Source organism: Bacillus sp. FSL K6-3431 (assembly GCF_038002605.1).
Taxonomy (GTDB): domain Bacteria; phylum Bacillota; class Bacilli; order Bacillales; family Bacillaceae_C; genus Lederbergia.
This window is the reverse complement of sequence record NZ_JBBOCT010000001.1, coordinates 2,869,181-2,884,486: the sequence shown is the minus strand read 5'-3', so window position 1 is coordinate 2,884,486 and position 15,306 is coordinate 2,869,181. Positions and strand designations below refer to the sequence as shown.

Sequence of the window (15,306 nt, the reverse complement as noted above, 5' to 3'; positions counted from 1 at the left end):
AAGTACAAAATCGGGTACACTAGAAATAAGTTAAGGAGGAAGAATATAATGTCAGATTTATTTGAAAGTTTAAAAGCAAAACTAGCTAGTCAAGATAGAAAAATTGTTTTTCCAGAAGCACTAGATGAAAGAGTGCTTGGTGCGGCAGGACGACTTGGAGCAGAGGGATTAATCACTCCGGTTTTAATAGGTAATATCGAAACGATACAGAAGAAAGCAATGGAACTCGATATAGCATTAGATAAAGTAGAAATGTATGATCCAGAAAAATATGTAGAAATTGATGCAATGGTTCATGCGTTTGTAGAACGTCGAAAAGGAAAAGCGACAGAGGCAGACGCCCGTAAATTATTACTTAATGAAAATTACTTCGGTACGATGCTTGTTTATATGAACAAAGCTGATGGTTTAGTAAGTGGAGCTGTTCATTCTACAGCAGACACAGTACGCCCTGCACTGCAAATTGTTAAAATGAAACAAGGGCTTCGCAAAACATCAGGTGTTTTCATCATGGTGAAAGACGATAAAAAATACGTATTTGCTGACTGCGCGATTAATATTGCACCAGATAGTCAAGATTTAGCGGAAATTGCAGTAGCGAGTGCAAAAACTGCAAACATGTTTGATATCGAACCGAAGGTGGCAATGCTTAGCTTTTCAACAAAGGGATCTGCTGTTTCTGAAGAAACGAAACGAGTAGAAGAGGGGCTAAAGTTAGCGCAGCAAATGGCACCTGAATTGATTATTGATGGAGAATTCCAGTTTGACACTGCAATTGTGCCTTCTGTTGCTCAGAAAAAAGCACCAAATTCACCCATTCAAGGTGATGCAAATGTGTTTGTATTCCCTAGCTTAGAAGCAGGAAATATCGGTTATAAAATTGCTCAGCGTTTGGGAGGATACGAAGCAGTTGGCCCTATTTTACAAGGCCTAAATGCACCAGTTAACGATTTATCCCGTGGCTGTAGTGAAGAAGATGTGTACAAGCTTGCACTTATCACAGCAGTTCAATCACTGGAAACAGTTTAAATCCAACTAGCAAATGAATAGGGCAGGGTTATCGAAGAGCAAAGGAGCCTATAGCTAAAACTGAAAAGTAAACTGATGCTGATTTATCTTAAAAAGAATCCTGAAGTTGGCTAGTCGCTAAAGCTAGACGAATAACTTAGCCTGCTTTTTACATTGCGAAGGAGTATTACTTATGTCAGAAGGGATTTTATTATTAGGCCAGGATGAGTGGCGATTAATTGACCAATCTGGGTTTAATCCTCATTTTCACGCGCTTCAATCATTTGCTATTGATGACACACTTTGCATGTCAGTGGGACGCGGCTATTCACCAGCTGTAGCGCGGGCATGGGTGCATCCGAAAACAATAGTTCTAGGCATCCAAGATACGAAACTCTCTGAACTGCAAGAGGGACTGGCGTATTTAGATGGGTTAAATTATGAATGGATTGTTCGAAATTCAGGAGGCCTAGCAGTAGCACTTGATGAGGGTGTTTTAAATATATCGCTCATTTTCCCTGATACAGAGAAAGGGATAGATATAAATAAAGGCTATGATTCTATGTGGAGTCTCATTAAGCTGATGTTTCAAGATTTAGGTAAAGAAATTGTTGCAAAGGAAATTGTCGGCTCCTATTGCCCAGGAAGTTATGATTTAAGCATAGGTGGGAAAAAGTTCGCCGGTATCTCGCAACGGCGAATTAGAAAAGGCATTGCTGTACAAATTTATTTATGTGTAACTGGGAGTGGCTATGAACGTGCCGAAATTGTTCGAGATTTTTATCGACATGCTAAATATGACGCTCCATCAAAGTTTGTCTTCCCAGACGTACATCCCGAAGTCATGGCATCATTGTCGGAATTATACGGTCTCGATTTAACAATACAATCAGTCATGCTTCGATTTTTAAATGCATTAAAAAACGTAAGCGGAAAAATGTACGCAAGCCATCTCCATGGCGAAGAACTACAATGGTTCCAAGCATACTACGAACGAATGATAGAAAGAAATAAAAAATACAAAGATATATAGAAAAGCGTAAGCGCCTTGTTAAGCGACGCGCAAACTGTAGGGATTCTGACGAGATAAAGAAAACACGAAGAGCGCAGCAATTCGATGTTGACTTATCGTAGGAAGGATCCCGAAGTTTGCTAGTCGCTAGGCGCTGAAGCTAGACAGAGAAAAGCGTAAGCGCCTTGTTAAGCGACGCGCCCACAGGATGTGGCGATATTAGACGACGATCCTTTATTCTAACTTAGATAAAAGAAACAGCCCAATGGTCATTAAAAAGCCGTGACATAGAGTTGTCACGGCTTTTTATATAAATAGGAACTGGATTTGGGCAATTCAATTATTCTATTCAGCAAGTTTTTCTAGATTACCGTTTCGATCCATTTTAAAAGAACTTGATTGGCGGTCGTCTTCTTCAAATAAAACAAGTTTCCTTGCTCGGTTTAAAATTTTCATTAATGTCTCATAGTCTTCTTGCATTGTCACCGAATTATCTTCCAATTTACCCACTTGTTCTTGCAATGTCTTGTTTTCTGCTTGTAAGTCAGCTTTCTCCCTTTTTAATCTTGCATTCTCATTTCTTAAAATATCTGAATGAAGTTCAGAATGTTGCATTTCCTGCAAATACGTAATAATATTCTCCATATTAATCTCACCCGTTGATTGAGTAGGTGCAGGTAAAAGATAGTTAGTGAATGGAAGAGATTGAAGAACCTGTTCTTCATCACCAAATTCTTCATTATATATATCTGGTTGTTGCCCCTGCGGATCTATACTACTACTACTACTATTGTCTTCATCTATGGCTAATATTGCTGGAGAAGCTTCATTAATAAATGCATGTGGCGGCTGGTAAAGCAATTTTTTCTTTCCACTTTGATCCTTACCGAGCATCCGTTGACGCTGTTTTCGTTGTTTCTTTGCTAAATCTAGCGCTTTTTCATATTGGTGACGAACAACCGCATTCCATCTGAATCCACATGCCGCAGATGTCCTGTTTAATTTGTCGCCCACTTCCTCAAAAGCATTTAGCTGTGTACTTCCTTCACGTACATGTCGCAAAACTGTTTCTGCTAATAATAAATCATTTACCTCTGTCCACGCATCTTGACGTGTTTTCATTACTCATCAACTCCCATTTTTACTTTTTATTGATGGCTCAACCATCTTCCTGTAATGTTAGGATGGACAATGTAATTAGTTTTTATACCAAATTGGTAAAAAATTGCTAGATACTGATACACTTTATTTAAAAAATCAAAACCTATATAATAAAAAAGATAGATAGGAAGAGGGTTGCCAGTGGAACATTCCAACTTAAAATTAAGCGAGGAAAAAGTCTTTAAAGACCCTGTTCATCGCTATGTACATATCAGAGATAAGGTAATTTGGGATTTAATTGGAACAAAAGAATTTCAGCGTCTTCGTCGAATAAAACAGCTTGGAACAACGTATTTAACATTCCATGGTGCAGAACATAGCCGTTTTAATCATTCACTCGGTGTGTATGAAATTGTGAGACGGATTGTGGACGATGTGTTTAAAGGGCGTCCTGAATGGAATGAGGATGAACGGCTACTATCACTTTGTGCCGCTCTTTTACATGATCTTGGACATGGACCATTCTCCCATTCTTTTGAAAAAGTGTATAACCTTGACCACGAACAATTTACAAAAAAAATCATTCTTGGTGAAACGGAAGTTAACGCAGTTTTGCAAAAGGTACATGTTGATTTTCCACAGAAAGTAGCTGAGGTAATTGGCAAAACATATCATGACAAGCTTGTTGTCAGCCTGATTTCTAGCCAGATTGATGCAGATAGGATGGACTATTTGCAGCGGGATGCATACTTTACAGGTGTTAGTTATGGTCATTTTGATATGGAACGGATTTTACGTGTCATGAGACCTCGTGAGGATCAAGTTGTTTTCAAGTCGAGTGGTATGCATGCTGTAGAAGATTACATTATGAGTCGCTATCAAATGTACTGGCAAGTGTATTTTCATCCGGTAACGCGAAGTGCGGAAGTAATTTTGACGAAAATTCTTCAACGTGCTAAAGCTTTGTATGAAGACTCTTATTCTTTTAAGTATGAGCCATCTCATTTTGTGTCACTATTTGAGAAAAAAGTAACGCTATCAGATTATTTAAAATTAGATGAATCTGTTATTTTATATTATTTTCAAATGTGGGAAGAAGAAGAGGACTTTATTCTTCGTGATTTATGTCACCGATTTATGAATCGGAATTTATTTAAATATGTAGAATTTGATCCAGCAGAGCAATATAAATTGCTTGGGCGCTTGGAACAATTGTTTAGAGAAGCGGAGATTGACCCTGACTATTATTTGGCAGTTGATTCTTCATCGGATTTGCCTTATGATTTTTACCGGCCTGGAGAAGAGGAAGAACGTCTCCCGATTCAATTATTGATGCCAGATGGAGATGTACGGGAGTTATCGAGAGAGTCTGCCATTGTGGAGGCTATTTCCGGCAAGCGGCGTACGGATCATAAATTATATTATCCTGAGGATCTTCTTTCGGACAAATCGAAACATCAAAAAATCAAACAGCAAATCTCTTCCATCTTAAAAAAACATTAAGAGAAAAATGGAGATTACCTCGCTGAAAAATATTGTGCAGGAGTTGAAAAATTGTCATGCTGAATGATCACCTTCGATTAATGAATGTATTTGCTATGTCAGAAGAGATAATTGGTCGAAAAAAACTGCAGAAAATGATATACATCGCAAAAAAAATGGAATTTCCTTTTCAAGAGAAATTTGAATTTCATTTTTACGGACCATATTCAGAGGAATTGACATTGCGGGTAGAAGAATTATGTAATTTTGGTTTCATCAAAGAAACAAAAGAAAAAAAGGATAACTATTATCAGTATAGATATGTGATAACTGCAAGTGGAAAGGAATTTTTGGACTCCTATCACCAGGAAATTCCTTATTTGCAAGAATGCTTCTCGACGATGAACAAGGAAAACTCCCGTTTTTTAGAGCTAGTTTCAACGGTATTATACTTTGAAGAAGATTCGAAAGATGAAGTGGTGCAAAAGGTACATACATTGAAAAATAAGCAACACTATACAATTGAAGAAATTAATGAAGCATACGCATATATCGAGAATTTGAAAAAGACAGCTGTCTCGCATTAATCGCTGAGATAGCTGTCTTTTGAGGGATTGTCTTAGAGCGTGTGTAAAAGTTCTACTCGTCACTCAATCTTTTACCGCCTACAGCGTAATGGTTTTTGCTCATTTCCTCGATAAAGACAACAATTTTATCTTCGGGAGCACCTGTTGTTTCGCTGACAGCGGTTGTAACTTTTTCAACAAGGGCCTTTTTCTGCTCTTCGTTACGTCCTTCAAGCATTTTAACTGTTACATATGGCATATTACGTTACCTCCTCGAATATGTAGTATCATGAAAAGTGTATGCCTTTTTATGAAGAGGGGCAAGAAAAAGAATACAAAACATGAGTACGAGCTAGTTTTTTTGTATAATATGGAGAGAGAGTTTTGAAAATGAAGGGGCTGGGTGTGTGGAACGATTTCTTAGGTTTCCATTGGAACAAATTCCGCTAATTGCGGGAGTATTATTGATTGCTTTTACTGTGCATGAATTTGCACATGCTTATACTGCGAATAAATTAGGAGATCCGACTGCGAAAAAACAAGGTCGCTTGACGCTAAATCCGATGCAGCATCTTGATCCAATCGGAACGCTATTGATTTTTATCGTCGGTTTTGGGTGGGCACGTCCCGTTCCAGTTAACCGGAATCATTTCAAAAATCCTCGTCTAGGTGGGATTCTTGTTTCTTTGATGGGACCCATTAGCAATTTTGTACTCGCGATTATTGGAACAGGAATTATGTACGGGTTAGTTGTCACTGGAGCAGCAGCAACATTACCATCTCTAGTCATGCAGTTTTTCAATTTATTCGTTTATATGAATGTGTTGTTATTCGTGTTCAATTTGTTACCATTGCCACCTTTAGATGGTTATCGGATTGTGGAAGATCTTGTCTCTCCGTCGATCAGGGCAAAAATGACGCAATATGAGCAATATGGTTCATTGGTTTTTTTAATCCTTGTTATTACACCACTTGGGGGATTTACAATCTACCCAATCATAAATAATGTCGTCCCGTTTTTTATCGAAAGTCTACATAACTTTTTTGCTATGTTGTTTCTATAAAAATAATAAAAGACTAGTTTGGAGGAATGTATGATGGAGCAAGGAAAAAGAAAGCTTGAATTTAATATCATTAAAAATGATCCAACGGATGGACATAAAGGATTTGGGATAGGCGCCCTTAATTTAGAAAATATAACTCCATTAATGGTAGACCCTGAAGAAGGGGAGGCCTGGATCGAACTACAAGCGATGCATGCACGAAGTAAAACGGAACGTGGAATAAAGTATTTAAAGGATCGCTCTGAATTGCCTGAAGAAGGAACAAAACAATACTGGGTTATATGGGTAGCTGTTGATCGGAAACCAGAAGGACCTTATTATGCGGGTGTTACGGCATGCGAATTACTTATCAATCGACCTGCACGCAGAGGGTTTAAATCGATGCCTGAGCATGTCAACCATCTAGATAAGGCGATGAAAGGCCAGACCATTGTTCAGAATATGGATGAAAAGTCGCGCAAAATTCTTGCTGATTTTTTGAAAAAGTATGATGAAGGAATGTGGATACGCTCAAATTCTACGTTTAAGGAAGAATTTAATGAAGAGAAATGATAATAATCAACAAAATTATGAACAAACTATGACATTTTCCAAAAACGAACAAAGCCAGCTTGCTGAAAAGCTTAAAAAAAAGTAAACTTAATATAGTTTGCACATAGCAAACTAGGACAATTCAAAGTGAAAGTGCTTAGGACAAGCCCTGATATGGAGCCTCAATAGCGTTACGTTTCGTGGCAATAACGAGGTAAACCTGCACCCGCGGTCCTTACGAGGGGTTAGGCACTGAAGCTAGATGAAAAAGCCCGAGGCTGCACACCTCGGGTTTTTGCGTTGAAAATATGACAAAAAACGATGTAATAAAGGTTATTAATGGATACAGAATTCCTCGGGTTCGGTGCCTTTTACAAAGTACATGAGACGGAAGGTTGGACATGATTGTGTAGCGATTTTTCCAGTTACAGGATCAATTGGAATCGGCTCTACTCCTAAAGGGGGCTTAAATGTATGGAGCCCTTCAGGTTGTCCTGTGATCGCACGCTCCATAAATTGAATCCAAATATTTTTTGCATATAATTTATCAGCTGAGAGTGTAATTTCCGAACCTTTGTCGTAGCCTGTCCATACAGTAGCTGCCAGTCCAGGTGTATAGCCTGCCATCCAGCTATCTGAATTAGTCGATCCAGATTTACCAGCATACAATCGCTTCATTTGTGAAGAAATCGAAGCACCTGTTACAGTTGCATGGCCATTTAATTTCATATCAAACATACCTGTCATCATATGACTCATAACAAACGCAAGCTGAGGCTTTAATATTTGTTCGTGATTTTGTTTTGCCTCATATATCACTTTCCCCCGATAATCTTCCACTTTTTGAATGAGAATAGGTTCTATTTTCTTGCCGCCATTAGCGAAAATGCCATATGCATTTAATAATTCCGTAACTTTTACGCCAGAACTGCCAAGTGCAAGTGATGGTACTTGAGCGATATCCGTTGTTATTCCCAATTTTTTCATTGTGTGAACTAGGGTTGTTTGCCCTATAAATAAATGAGTTTTCACAGCGTACATATTATCCGAAACAGCCAAGGCTTGAGCCATAGTAATTTCCCTGTTTTCGTATTGATTGTTAAAATTATGTGGAGCATATTCTGAACGATTGTCGTTAAATTTAAACGTAGTTGCCTCGCTTCGCAATAAAGTAGAAGGCGTAAAGCCTTGCTCTAGTGCTGCATAATAAAGAAGCGGCTTGATGGTTGACCCGGGTTGTCGAATCGCTTGAGTTGCTCGGTTAAAATTACTTTCATCATAATCACGACCGCCTATCATCGCTGTGACAAATCCCGATTGTGGATCCATCGCAGCAAATCCAACTTGAATCTCTGAGGAATCAGCTATCGTTTCCTTCACAATTGACTCTGCAATTTCTTGTTGGCGGGGGTTAAGCGTTGTGAATACCTTTAAACCTCCTAGCGCCACAACACGATCGTCCAATCCGACCTTAGTAAGGAGCTCTTTTTTCACGGCATCATAAAAGTAAGGTGCTGACTCAGCCCGATGATGTGGATGTTTGCCAATGAAAGTAAGCTTTTCCACCGCCGCTGTATTTAATTGTTGTTTAGAGATAACACCAGTTTCCTTCATGGCATCTAAGATTAGTAATTGTCTTTTTTTAGCCTTTTCAAAGGAAATAAGTGGTGAATATATGCCGGGTCCTTTTGGAATTCCAGCCAGCAAAGCACCTTCCGCAAGCGATAGATCGCCCGCACTTTTGCCGAAGTAGTATTGGCTAGCTGCTTCAATCCCATAGGCACCATGTCCATAAGAAATAGTATTTAAATAACCTTCTAATATTTCATCCTTATCGTAATTGATTTCTAGGCGCATGGCATAAAAGGCTTCAGAGATCTTTCTTTTCCACGTTTTATCCAGTGTTAAAAACAGATTACGAGCATACTGCTGAGTGATTGTACTGGCACCCTGCACTTTCTTCATCGCTTTCAGATTTGCTAATACCGCAGCACCAATTCTCTTGACATCAAAGCCATGATGATCATAAAAAGTACGATCTTCAATCGCAATCATTGCATGTACAGTATTAGGTGAGATCTCATCTAGTGGAACCCAATAGCGCTTTTGACCACTATTGCTTTCCCCAATGATCGATCCATCCTCTGCATAGTATAAATTGGATTGTGGAATAGCTAATGGAGGTGGACCGAGTATTTTTAAGTATAAATAAAAGGAAAATAGAAGAATGGCAACAACGAACAAAGCCAAAATACTGGTAAAAGTAAGCAATCTTGCGTTCCGCCATCTTCTTCTCGTAACTTTCTCAGCTTCCATTCCATCCACCTCCCGCATTCTATGAATCTTTTTTAATCAGTATGAAAGTAAAATCCACTTTTTATTCACCAAATAAATGATTATTTACTTTTGCTGCTTTTCTTTTGGCCTTAGCATGGATGAATACTTTGTTGAAATGAATGGATGGGAGAGCTATAATAAAGAGATTATTTGAATAAGAAAAGCGGAAGGCGCTCGTTCAGGAACGACAAGCATAAGACAAAACGGCGAGAAGGTTAGTCCTTACCTTCTTGGCGGATTGGCTTTTGACCTCGAGCCCCTTGCGCCTGTAGCTAGACATGAAAGGCGAACCGATGTTGACATATCGTAGGAAGCATCCTGGAATTTGCTAGTCGCTGGGTGCTGAAGCTAGACAATAAGAAAAGCGGGGGTCTCACTCCTCATTGCATGTGGAGATGGTTCGATCTTTAAGTTCGCTACGTTCTGTGGCTCGGGCTATACTAGTCCATCATGTAACTCAAAACTGAACATAGAAAGACTTAATATAAATGCATATTCCCTAAAAAAGTTGTATTTTTATAATTTACATAAAAGGAGGGCGGAGTCATGGAAGTGACAGAGAAAAAAAAGGTAGCAAAAATTAGGCTTGTAACAACAATCCGTCATCCAGGTCAAGAAATTGAAACATTTGAGCTATGGGTAGAAGGTTCGACGATTCAAAAACAAGGTCATACTTATTTAATGTATGAAGAAGTTCAAGAAGTCGGGAAAGTCAGGACGACGGTAAGGATGGGAAATGAAGAGGCGCTCATCTTAAGAGGTGGAGCTATCAAAATGCGCCTGCCTTTCGGATTAAACGAAAAACTGCCGGGAAGCTATGATGGTGGGATTGGTTCGCTCGCAGTGACGGTCCATACACATCAATTACAATTTGAACAAAATGAGAATCACGGCCGCTTTCTTTTAGAATACGATTTGCTTACGGGTGGTCAGCTTGTAGGAAAGTATAATTTAGAATTTATATATACGGAGGAGACGTAATGAACGCAGTTGAAAAAATGCAAAGTGAATTAAAGATAGCTATTAGTGACGCAGCCGTTAAGGCCGGGCTAGCTTCATTAGAAGAAATGCCCGAAGTGATTTTGGAAACACCAAAGGATAAAGCGCATGGAGATTATTCAACAAATATGGCGATGCAGCTCGCACGTGTGGCGAAAAAAGCACCAAGAATGATCGCAGAACAGATACAGGATAATATCGATAATTCAAAAGCTTTTATCGAAAAAATTGAAATAGCTGGACCCGGGTTTATTAATTTTTATATGAATAATAACTATTTAACGGAGCTTGTTCCAGCAATTTTAAAAGCTGGCGATGATTATGGTCGCTCTAATGCTGGAAATGGTCTAAAAGTTCAAGTGGAATTCGTATCAGCGAATCCGACAGGCGATCTTCATCTAGGCCATGCTCGTGGTGCCGCAGTCGGCGATTCACTTTGTAATGTGTTGGAAAAAGCGGGATATGTGGTCTCGCGCGAATATTATATTAATGATGCAGGAAATCAAATTCATAACTTAGCACTTTCTGTGGAAGCACGCTACTATCAGGCATTGGGACTTGAAAAGGAAATGCCGGAAGATGGCTACCAAGGTAAAGATATTATTGGTATCGGCGAGAAACTTGCTAAAGAATTTGGTGATAAATATGTAAAGGTCGAAGAAAAAGAACGCTTCGAGTTTTTCCGTCGTTATGGACTTGACTATGAAATGGCGAAATTAAAAGCAGACCTCGCACAATTTCGTGTCCTTTTTGATGTTTGGTATTCAGAGACATCACTATATGAGAATGGGAAAATCGATGTAGGGTTAAAAATGCTGCGTGAACAAGGTCATATTTATGAGGAAGGTGGAGCTACATGGTTCCGTTCGACAACATTTGGTGACGATAAAGATCGTGTGTTAATTAAGAATGATGGCACATACACATATTTAACACCTGATATTGCCTACCACCAAGATAAAATCGCCCGTGGATTCGATAAATTGATTAATATTTGGGGTGCAGATCACCATGGCTATATTCCGCGGATGAAAGCGGCAATAGAAGCACTTGGTTACGAGCGTGATCGTCTGGAAGTAGAAATTATTCAACTCGTTAACTTGTATAAAGATGGCGAAAGAATGAAAATGAGCAAGCGTACTGGAAAAGCAGTCACGATGCGTGAATTAATTGAAGAAGTTGGTCTTGACGCTGTTCGCTACTTCTTTGCAATGAGAAGTGCTGACACACATATGGATTTTGACCTTGATCTAGCTGTGTCGGAATCAAATGAAAACCCGGTCTATTACTCGCAATATGCACATGCGAGAATTTGCAGTATTTTGCGTTCGGCACAGGAAAAAGGCTTTACAATGGATGAACAAATAGATCTTACTGTATTAGCTAGCGAAAAATCAGTTGAACTACTGAAAAAACTTGGAGAGTTCCCACAAGCTGTCGCAGACGCGGCGGAAAAACGGATCCCACATCGCGTAACAAACTATATTTTTGAACTTGCATCCACATTCCACAGCTTTTACAATGCTGAAAAAGTGTTAAACGAAGACAACCCAGAAGAAACAAAAGCTCGACTAGCACTTGTGAAAGCAGTACAAATCACATTGAAAAACGCATTGGCACTAGTTGGCGTATCTGCACCAGAGAAAATGTAAGAAGCATCATGCCGCTATTTAAAAATAGCGGCTTTACCTATGTCAAAAAATGCGCATATGAAATATCAATTAGCGAAAATCCCTGAACGCTAATAAACTTTCCGAGTGGCCAGTAAATCCCGCGAGTGGCTAGTAAATCCCGCGAGTGGCCAGCAAATCCCGCGAGTGGCCAGCAAATCCCGCGAGTGGCTAGTAAATCCCGCGAGTGGCCAGCAAATCCCGCGAGTGGCCAGCAAATCCCGCGAGTGGCCAGCAAATCTTGTGAGTGGCCAGCAAATCCCGCGAGTGGCCAGCAAATCTCGTGAGTGGCCAGTAAATCCGGTGAGTGGCCAGCAAATCCCACGAGTGGCCAGCAAATCTCGTGAGTGGCCAGCAAATCTCGTGAGTGGCCAGCAAATCCCGCGAGTGGCCAGCAAATCTCGTGAGTGGCCAGTAAATCTCGTGAGTGGCCAGTAAATCTCGTGAGTGGCCAGTAAATCTCGTGAGTGGCCAGCAAATCTCGTGAGTGGCCAGTAAATCGATAGAGTCCGTATAATTGTGTAAAAAGAAAAGGTCTCATCAAGACCTCATGTTACAATGTTTTCAACCACGATCACATTGAGGAGGAATTGATGATGACCCAACTTAATTTTAACCTAGATATTGAAATTTTAAAAGACTCAGTGCTAAATTCAAACCTGGAAGCGGTAGTAAAATCCACGATTGTACTTGTCCTAAATGAATATATGGAGAAGGAACGCGATGATTATCTCCAAGCAGCTGCCTACGAGCGCTCGATCGAACGCATTGATTACCGAAATGGCTACTACGAGCGAGAGCTTCTCCTTAGTATTGGAAGGGTTCAACTGCGAGTCCCGAGAACCCGTGAGGGACACTTTTCTCCCTCCGTGTTTGAAAAGTTTTCCCGTGTAGATCAGGCCTTTGTATTGTCGATGTTAGAGATGGTGGTCAATGGGATTTCCACTCGAAAAGTCACAAATGTCGTTCAACAACTGTGTGGAGAAAACGTCTCTAAATCGTTCGTATCTTCCCTTACTGGAAAGCTAGATCCAATCGTAAATGAGTGGGCAAACCGCCCTCTAAATACCATGTACTATCCGTACGTTTATGCAGATGCCATGTATATCAAGGTCCGGGAACATAATAAAGTGATTTCCAAGGCAGTTTATATCGCTACAGCGATAAATGAAAACAAGAGACGTGAAGTGATTGGACTAAAAATCGATCATGTTGAGAGTTTTGAGGCATGGCAAGGGTTCTTCCAACACCTGAAAGGACGTGCTCTTCAGTCTCCAAAACTTATTATTTCAGACGCTCATGAAGGACTGAAAAAAGCAATTCAGCGGGAATTCATAGGCACTTCTTGGCAACGTTGCACTGTCCATTTTAAACGGAATATCATTGAACGATTGCCAAAAAAAGAATCAAAACAAATAATCGCTGACATGAGGCGCATCTTTAATAGTATTTCAGTAGAAGAAGCTCGCCAATATAAAGAGCAATTTGTCGATAAATATGAAGAAGAAGCAAAGGTCCAGAAAGCAATTGAAATTTTAGAGGATGGCTTCGAAGATGCCATTCAATTTCTCAACCAGCCTTCTCGTTATCATCGTTATCTAGCGAGCACAAATTCACTTGAAAGGCTTAATCAGGAGGTTCGCAGGAGAGAAAGAGTCATACGTATCTTCCCGAATAATCAATCTGCATTTCGACTTATCGGTGCAATACTAATGGATTATGAAAACAGAGAACGAAGCGGAAAAAAGAGTTTATAAAATGACAATTTCATCAAGTGAAAAGGGGGTACCCCCTTTTCACTTGATGAAATAAAATAGCCAACTATAACTAAATATCATAAAGAAAACATTGTAAACTAAATTACACAATTGTCTGGACTTGACTAGTAAATCTCGTGAGTGGCCAGTAAATCTCGTGAGTGGCCAGCAAATCTCGTGAGTGGCCAGTAAATTTCGTGAGTGGCCAGCAAATCTCGTGAGTGGCCAGCAAATCCGGTGAGTGGCCAGCAAATCCCGCGAGTGGCCAGCAAATCTCGTGAGTGGCCAGCAAATCCCGCGAGTGGCCAGCAAATCCGGAGAGTGGCCAGTAAATCCGGAGAGTGGCCAGCAAATCCCGTGAGTGGCCAGCAAATCCCGCGAGTCGCCAGTAAAATCCCCTGAGCGTCCAATAAACAGAAAAAAAGTCGCCAAATTGCTGAGATCCTATATATTTGGCTATTGTTTCAATAAAAAAACAAGCTGAACTATAATAATCCTTCGACCAATTTACCAATCCATGCTTTTACTCGTGCGAATCCTCTTACTTTTTTTAAACCTTCTAAAGTTAGTTTAGTCGAGTGGCGAATATCTTCAGCTAATGCTTCTTCAACATCTGCAATAAAAGCGCGGTCATATATAAAGCAATTAATTTCATGATTTAACAGAATGCTTCTTCTATCGAAGTTTGCTGTGCCAATATCACAGATAAGTCCATCAATGACAATTACTTTTGCGTGAAAAAATCCATGTTGAAACTGGTAAACCGTTCCGCCACCAGCAAGAACTCTTTTTAAATAACGAAAAGAAGCTTCTTTAACAATTGGATGATCCGATTTTTCTGGAACAAGTACGGATACAGAAACACCTCTAGTAAGTGCAGCTTCGATAGCAGTAAATAACCTCTTTGGTGGTACGAAATAAGGTGTGCCGATGATGACTGTCTTTTGTGCCTTTTCCATTAATTGAACAAGTTTTTCTTCCACATCTATCCCCTCTGAAGGAAATAGGTAATGCTCCATATTTTCGGGTTGGTCGGAAAAAGATATGGGATCTGCATTAACATCCGCATGTGTAGCGCGCTTCCAGTCGATGAGGAATTCCTGTTGTATATCAGCAACGCTTTCTCCGGTAATTCGAATATGGTAGTCGCGCCACGGTGATAATTTTGGATCAAGGTCAATATATTCTTTGCCAATATTGTAACCGCCTAAATATCCTATCTTACCGTCGATAATCGTAATTTTTCGGTGATTCCTTTGTTGAAGCGTGAAAAAGTAAAAAGGAAAATGAGGCCTATGACAAAATTCAATTTTGATCCCTAGATCGCGGGCTTCAGAAATCCATTTTTTAGGGACATTTCTGCTGCCGAACCAGTCTAGGAGAAGTCGAACTTGCACGCCTTTTTGTGCCTGCTCTTTTAGTACATCAAAAAAAGCTGCACTAAAGCGATCATCTTTTACAATATAAAAAAGGATATGTATGGTAGATGTTGATTTGCGAAGATCATCAAAATAATTTTTATATAAATCAGCACCATTTGTAATCAATTGTAGCTGACCTTTTCTAAGCGGATAACGTCGTCTTGTCTCTCGTTTCCTATGTATATATCTGCCGAGAGAAAAATCCAAATAAGGGTATAAGAAAATGCATACAAGCAGTAAGCATATTCCTGTAATCCAATCCATCTATATCACTCCCGACTCATGTATATATATTATTACTATTCCCATTATGGCTTAAAAAAGATGTGAGAAATAAAAAATACATGTATAATGATGT

13 protein-coding genes are annotated in these 15,306 nt (G+C 39.7%); 9 read left to right on the top strand and 4 right to left on the bottom strand.

Annotation, left to right across the window (positions count from 1 at the left end):
- Window positions 1-48: 48 nt before the first annotated feature.
- Together pta and MHB53_RS14155 are read left to right on the top strand one after the other, a co-directional pair.
- Entirely contained in the window at window positions 49-1,029 is a 981-nt protein-coding gene (gene pta / locus MHB53_RS14160) for a phosphate acetyltransferase (RefSeq protein ID WP_340919447.1), read from the top strand.
- A gap of 172 nt (window positions 1,030-1,201) precedes the next feature.
- Window positions 1,202-2,041, top strand: a complete 840-nt coding sequence (locus tag MHB53_RS14155; protein ID WP_340919445.1) for a lipoate--protein ligase family protein — start codon at window positions 1,202-1,204, stop codon at window positions 2,039-2,041.
- Between the two features lie 324 nt (window positions 2,042-2,365).
- Here MHB53_RS14155 and MHB53_RS14150 read toward each other — a convergent pair whose 3' ends face one another.
- Window positions 2,366-3,142 carry an RsfA family transcriptional regulator gene (locus MHB53_RS14150; protein ID WP_340919443.1) on the bottom strand — a complete coding sequence of 259 codons (777 nt, stop codon included), beginning with the start codon at window positions 3,140-3,142 and terminating at the stop codon, window positions 2,366-2,368.
- 180 nt (window positions 3,143-3,322) lie between these two features.
- On the opposite strand from MHB53_RS14150, the gene MHB53_RS14145 reads away from it, so the two are divergent.
- Together MHB53_RS14145 and MHB53_RS14140 are read left to right on the top strand one after the other, a co-directional pair.
- The gene (locus tag MHB53_RS14145; RefSeq protein WP_340919442.1) at window positions 3,323-4,624 is read left to right on the top strand and encodes an HD domain-containing protein; all 1,302 of its coding nucleotides are present in this window, start codon (window positions 3,323-3,325) and stop codon (window positions 4,622-4,624) included.
- Between the two features lie 56 nt (window positions 4,625-4,680).
- Window positions 4,681-5,190: a YwgA family protein gene (locus tag MHB53_RS14140; protein WP_340919441.1), complete on the top strand. Its 510-nt coding sequence runs from the start codon at window positions 4,681-4,683 to the stop codon at window positions 5,188-5,190.
- Window positions 5,191-5,242: 52 nt separating this feature from the next.
- On the opposite strand, the gene MHB53_RS14135 is transcribed toward MHB53_RS14140, so the two are convergent.
- Window positions 5,243-5,428, bottom strand: coding sequence for a 2-hydroxymuconate tautomerase (locus tag MHB53_RS14135; protein ID WP_340919439.1), 186 nt, complete (start codon window positions 5,426-5,428; stop codon window positions 5,243-5,245).
- A 148-nt stretch (window positions 5,429-5,576) separates the two neighbouring features.
- On the opposite strand from MHB53_RS14135, the gene MHB53_RS14130 reads away from it, so the two are divergent.
- Together MHB53_RS14130 and MHB53_RS14125 are read left to right on the top strand one after the other, a co-directional pair.
- The gene (locus MHB53_RS14130; protein WP_340919436.1) at window positions 5,577-6,233 is read left to right on the top strand and encodes a site-2 protease family protein; all 657 of its coding nucleotides are present in this window, start codon (window positions 5,577-5,579) and stop codon (window positions 6,231-6,233) included.
- Between the two features lie 33 nt (window positions 6,234-6,266).
- Window positions 6,267-6,785 carry a YwhD family protein gene (locus tag MHB53_RS14125; RefSeq protein ID WP_340919434.1) on the top strand — a complete coding sequence of 173 codons (519 nt, stop codon included), beginning with the start codon at window positions 6,267-6,269 and terminating at the stop codon, window positions 6,783-6,785.
- Between the two features lie 315 nt (window positions 6,786-7,100).
- Here MHB53_RS14125 and MHB53_RS14120 read toward each other — a convergent pair whose 3' ends face one another.
- Window positions 7,101-9,080 (bottom strand): transglycosylase domain-containing protein, encoded by a 1,980-nt coding sequence (locus MHB53_RS14120; protein WP_340919432.1) that lies wholly within the window; start codon window positions 9,078-9,080, stop codon window positions 7,101-7,103.
- 567 nt (window positions 9,081-9,647) lie between these two features.
- Here MHB53_RS14120 and MHB53_RS14115 point away from each other — a divergent pair.
- The 3 genes from MHB53_RS14115 to MHB53_RS14105 all read left to right on the top strand — a co-directional run bounded on the left by MHB53_RS14115 (window position 9,648) and on the right by MHB53_RS14105 (window position 13,527).
- The gene (locus MHB53_RS14115) at window positions 9,648-10,082 is read left to right on the top strand and encodes a DUF1934 domain-containing protein (protein ID WP_340919430.1); all 435 of its coding nucleotides are present in this window, start codon (window positions 9,648-9,650) and stop codon (window positions 10,080-10,082) included.
- A complete protein-coding gene (gene argS, locus MHB53_RS14110; protein ID WP_340919427.1) occupies window positions 10,082-11,752 on the top strand; it encodes an arginine--tRNA ligase in 1,671 nt (556 codons plus the stop codon). Before MHB53_RS14115 ends, argS begins: the two co-directional genes overlap by 1 nt.
- Before the next feature lie 614 nt (window positions 11,753-12,366).
- Window positions 12,367-13,527, top strand: a complete 1,161-nt coding sequence (locus MHB53_RS14105) for an IS256 family transposase (RefSeq protein WP_340924668.1) — start codon at window positions 12,367-12,369, stop codon at window positions 13,525-13,527.
- Between the two features lie 485 nt (window positions 13,528-14,012).
- Here MHB53_RS14105 and cls read toward each other — a convergent pair whose 3' ends face one another.
- On the bottom strand, window positions 14,013-15,212 hold the full coding sequence (gene cls, locus MHB53_RS14100; protein WP_340919424.1) for a cardiolipin synthase: 1,200 nt from the start codon (window positions 15,210-15,212) through the stop codon (window positions 14,013-14,015).
- Window positions 15,213-15,306: the final 94 nt, after the last annotated feature.

Bases quoted from the DNA above. Each gene is read 5' to 3' on its own strand.
- pta (WP_340919447.1), top strand. From the start codon at position 49: ATGTCAGATTTATTTGAAAGTTTAAAAGCAAAACTAGCTAGTCAAGAT.
- MHB53_RS14155 (WP_340919445.1), top strand. From the start codon at position 1,202: ATGTCAGAAGGGATTTTATTATTAGGCCAGGATGAGTGGCGATTAATT.
- MHB53_RS14150 (WP_340919443.1), bottom strand. From the start codon at position 3,142: ATGAAAACACGTCAAGATGCGTGGACAGAGGTAAATGATTTATTATTA.
- MHB53_RS14140 (WP_340919441.1), top strand. From the start codon at position 4,681: ATGCTGAATGATCACCTTCGATTAATGAATGTATTTGCTATGTCAGAA.
- MHB53_RS14135 (WP_340919439.1), bottom strand. From the start codon at position 5,428: ATGCCATATGTAACAGTTAAAATGCTTGAAGGACGTAACGAAGAGCAG.
- MHB53_RS14125 (WP_340919434.1), top strand. From the start codon at position 6,267: ATGGAGCAAGGAAAAAGAAAGCTTGAATTTAATATCATTAAAAATGAT.
- MHB53_RS14120 (WP_340919432.1), bottom strand. From the start codon at position 9,080: ATGGAAGCTGAGAAAGTTACGAGAAGAAGATGGCGGAACGCAAGATTG.
- MHB53_RS14115 (WP_340919430.1), top strand. From the start codon at position 9,648: ATGGAAGTGACAGAGAAAAAAAAGGTAGCAAAAATTAGGCTTGTAACA.
- argS (WP_340919427.1), top strand. From the start codon at position 10,082: ATGAACGCAGTTGAAAAAATGCAAAGTGAATTAAAGATAGCTATTAGT.
- MHB53_RS14105 (WP_340924668.1), top strand. From the start codon at position 12,367: ATGACCCAACTTAATTTTAACCTAGATATTGAAATTTTAAAAGACTCA.
- cls (WP_340919424.1), bottom strand. From the start codon at position 15,212: ATGGATTGGATTACAGGAATATGCTTACTGCTTGTATGCATTTTCTTA.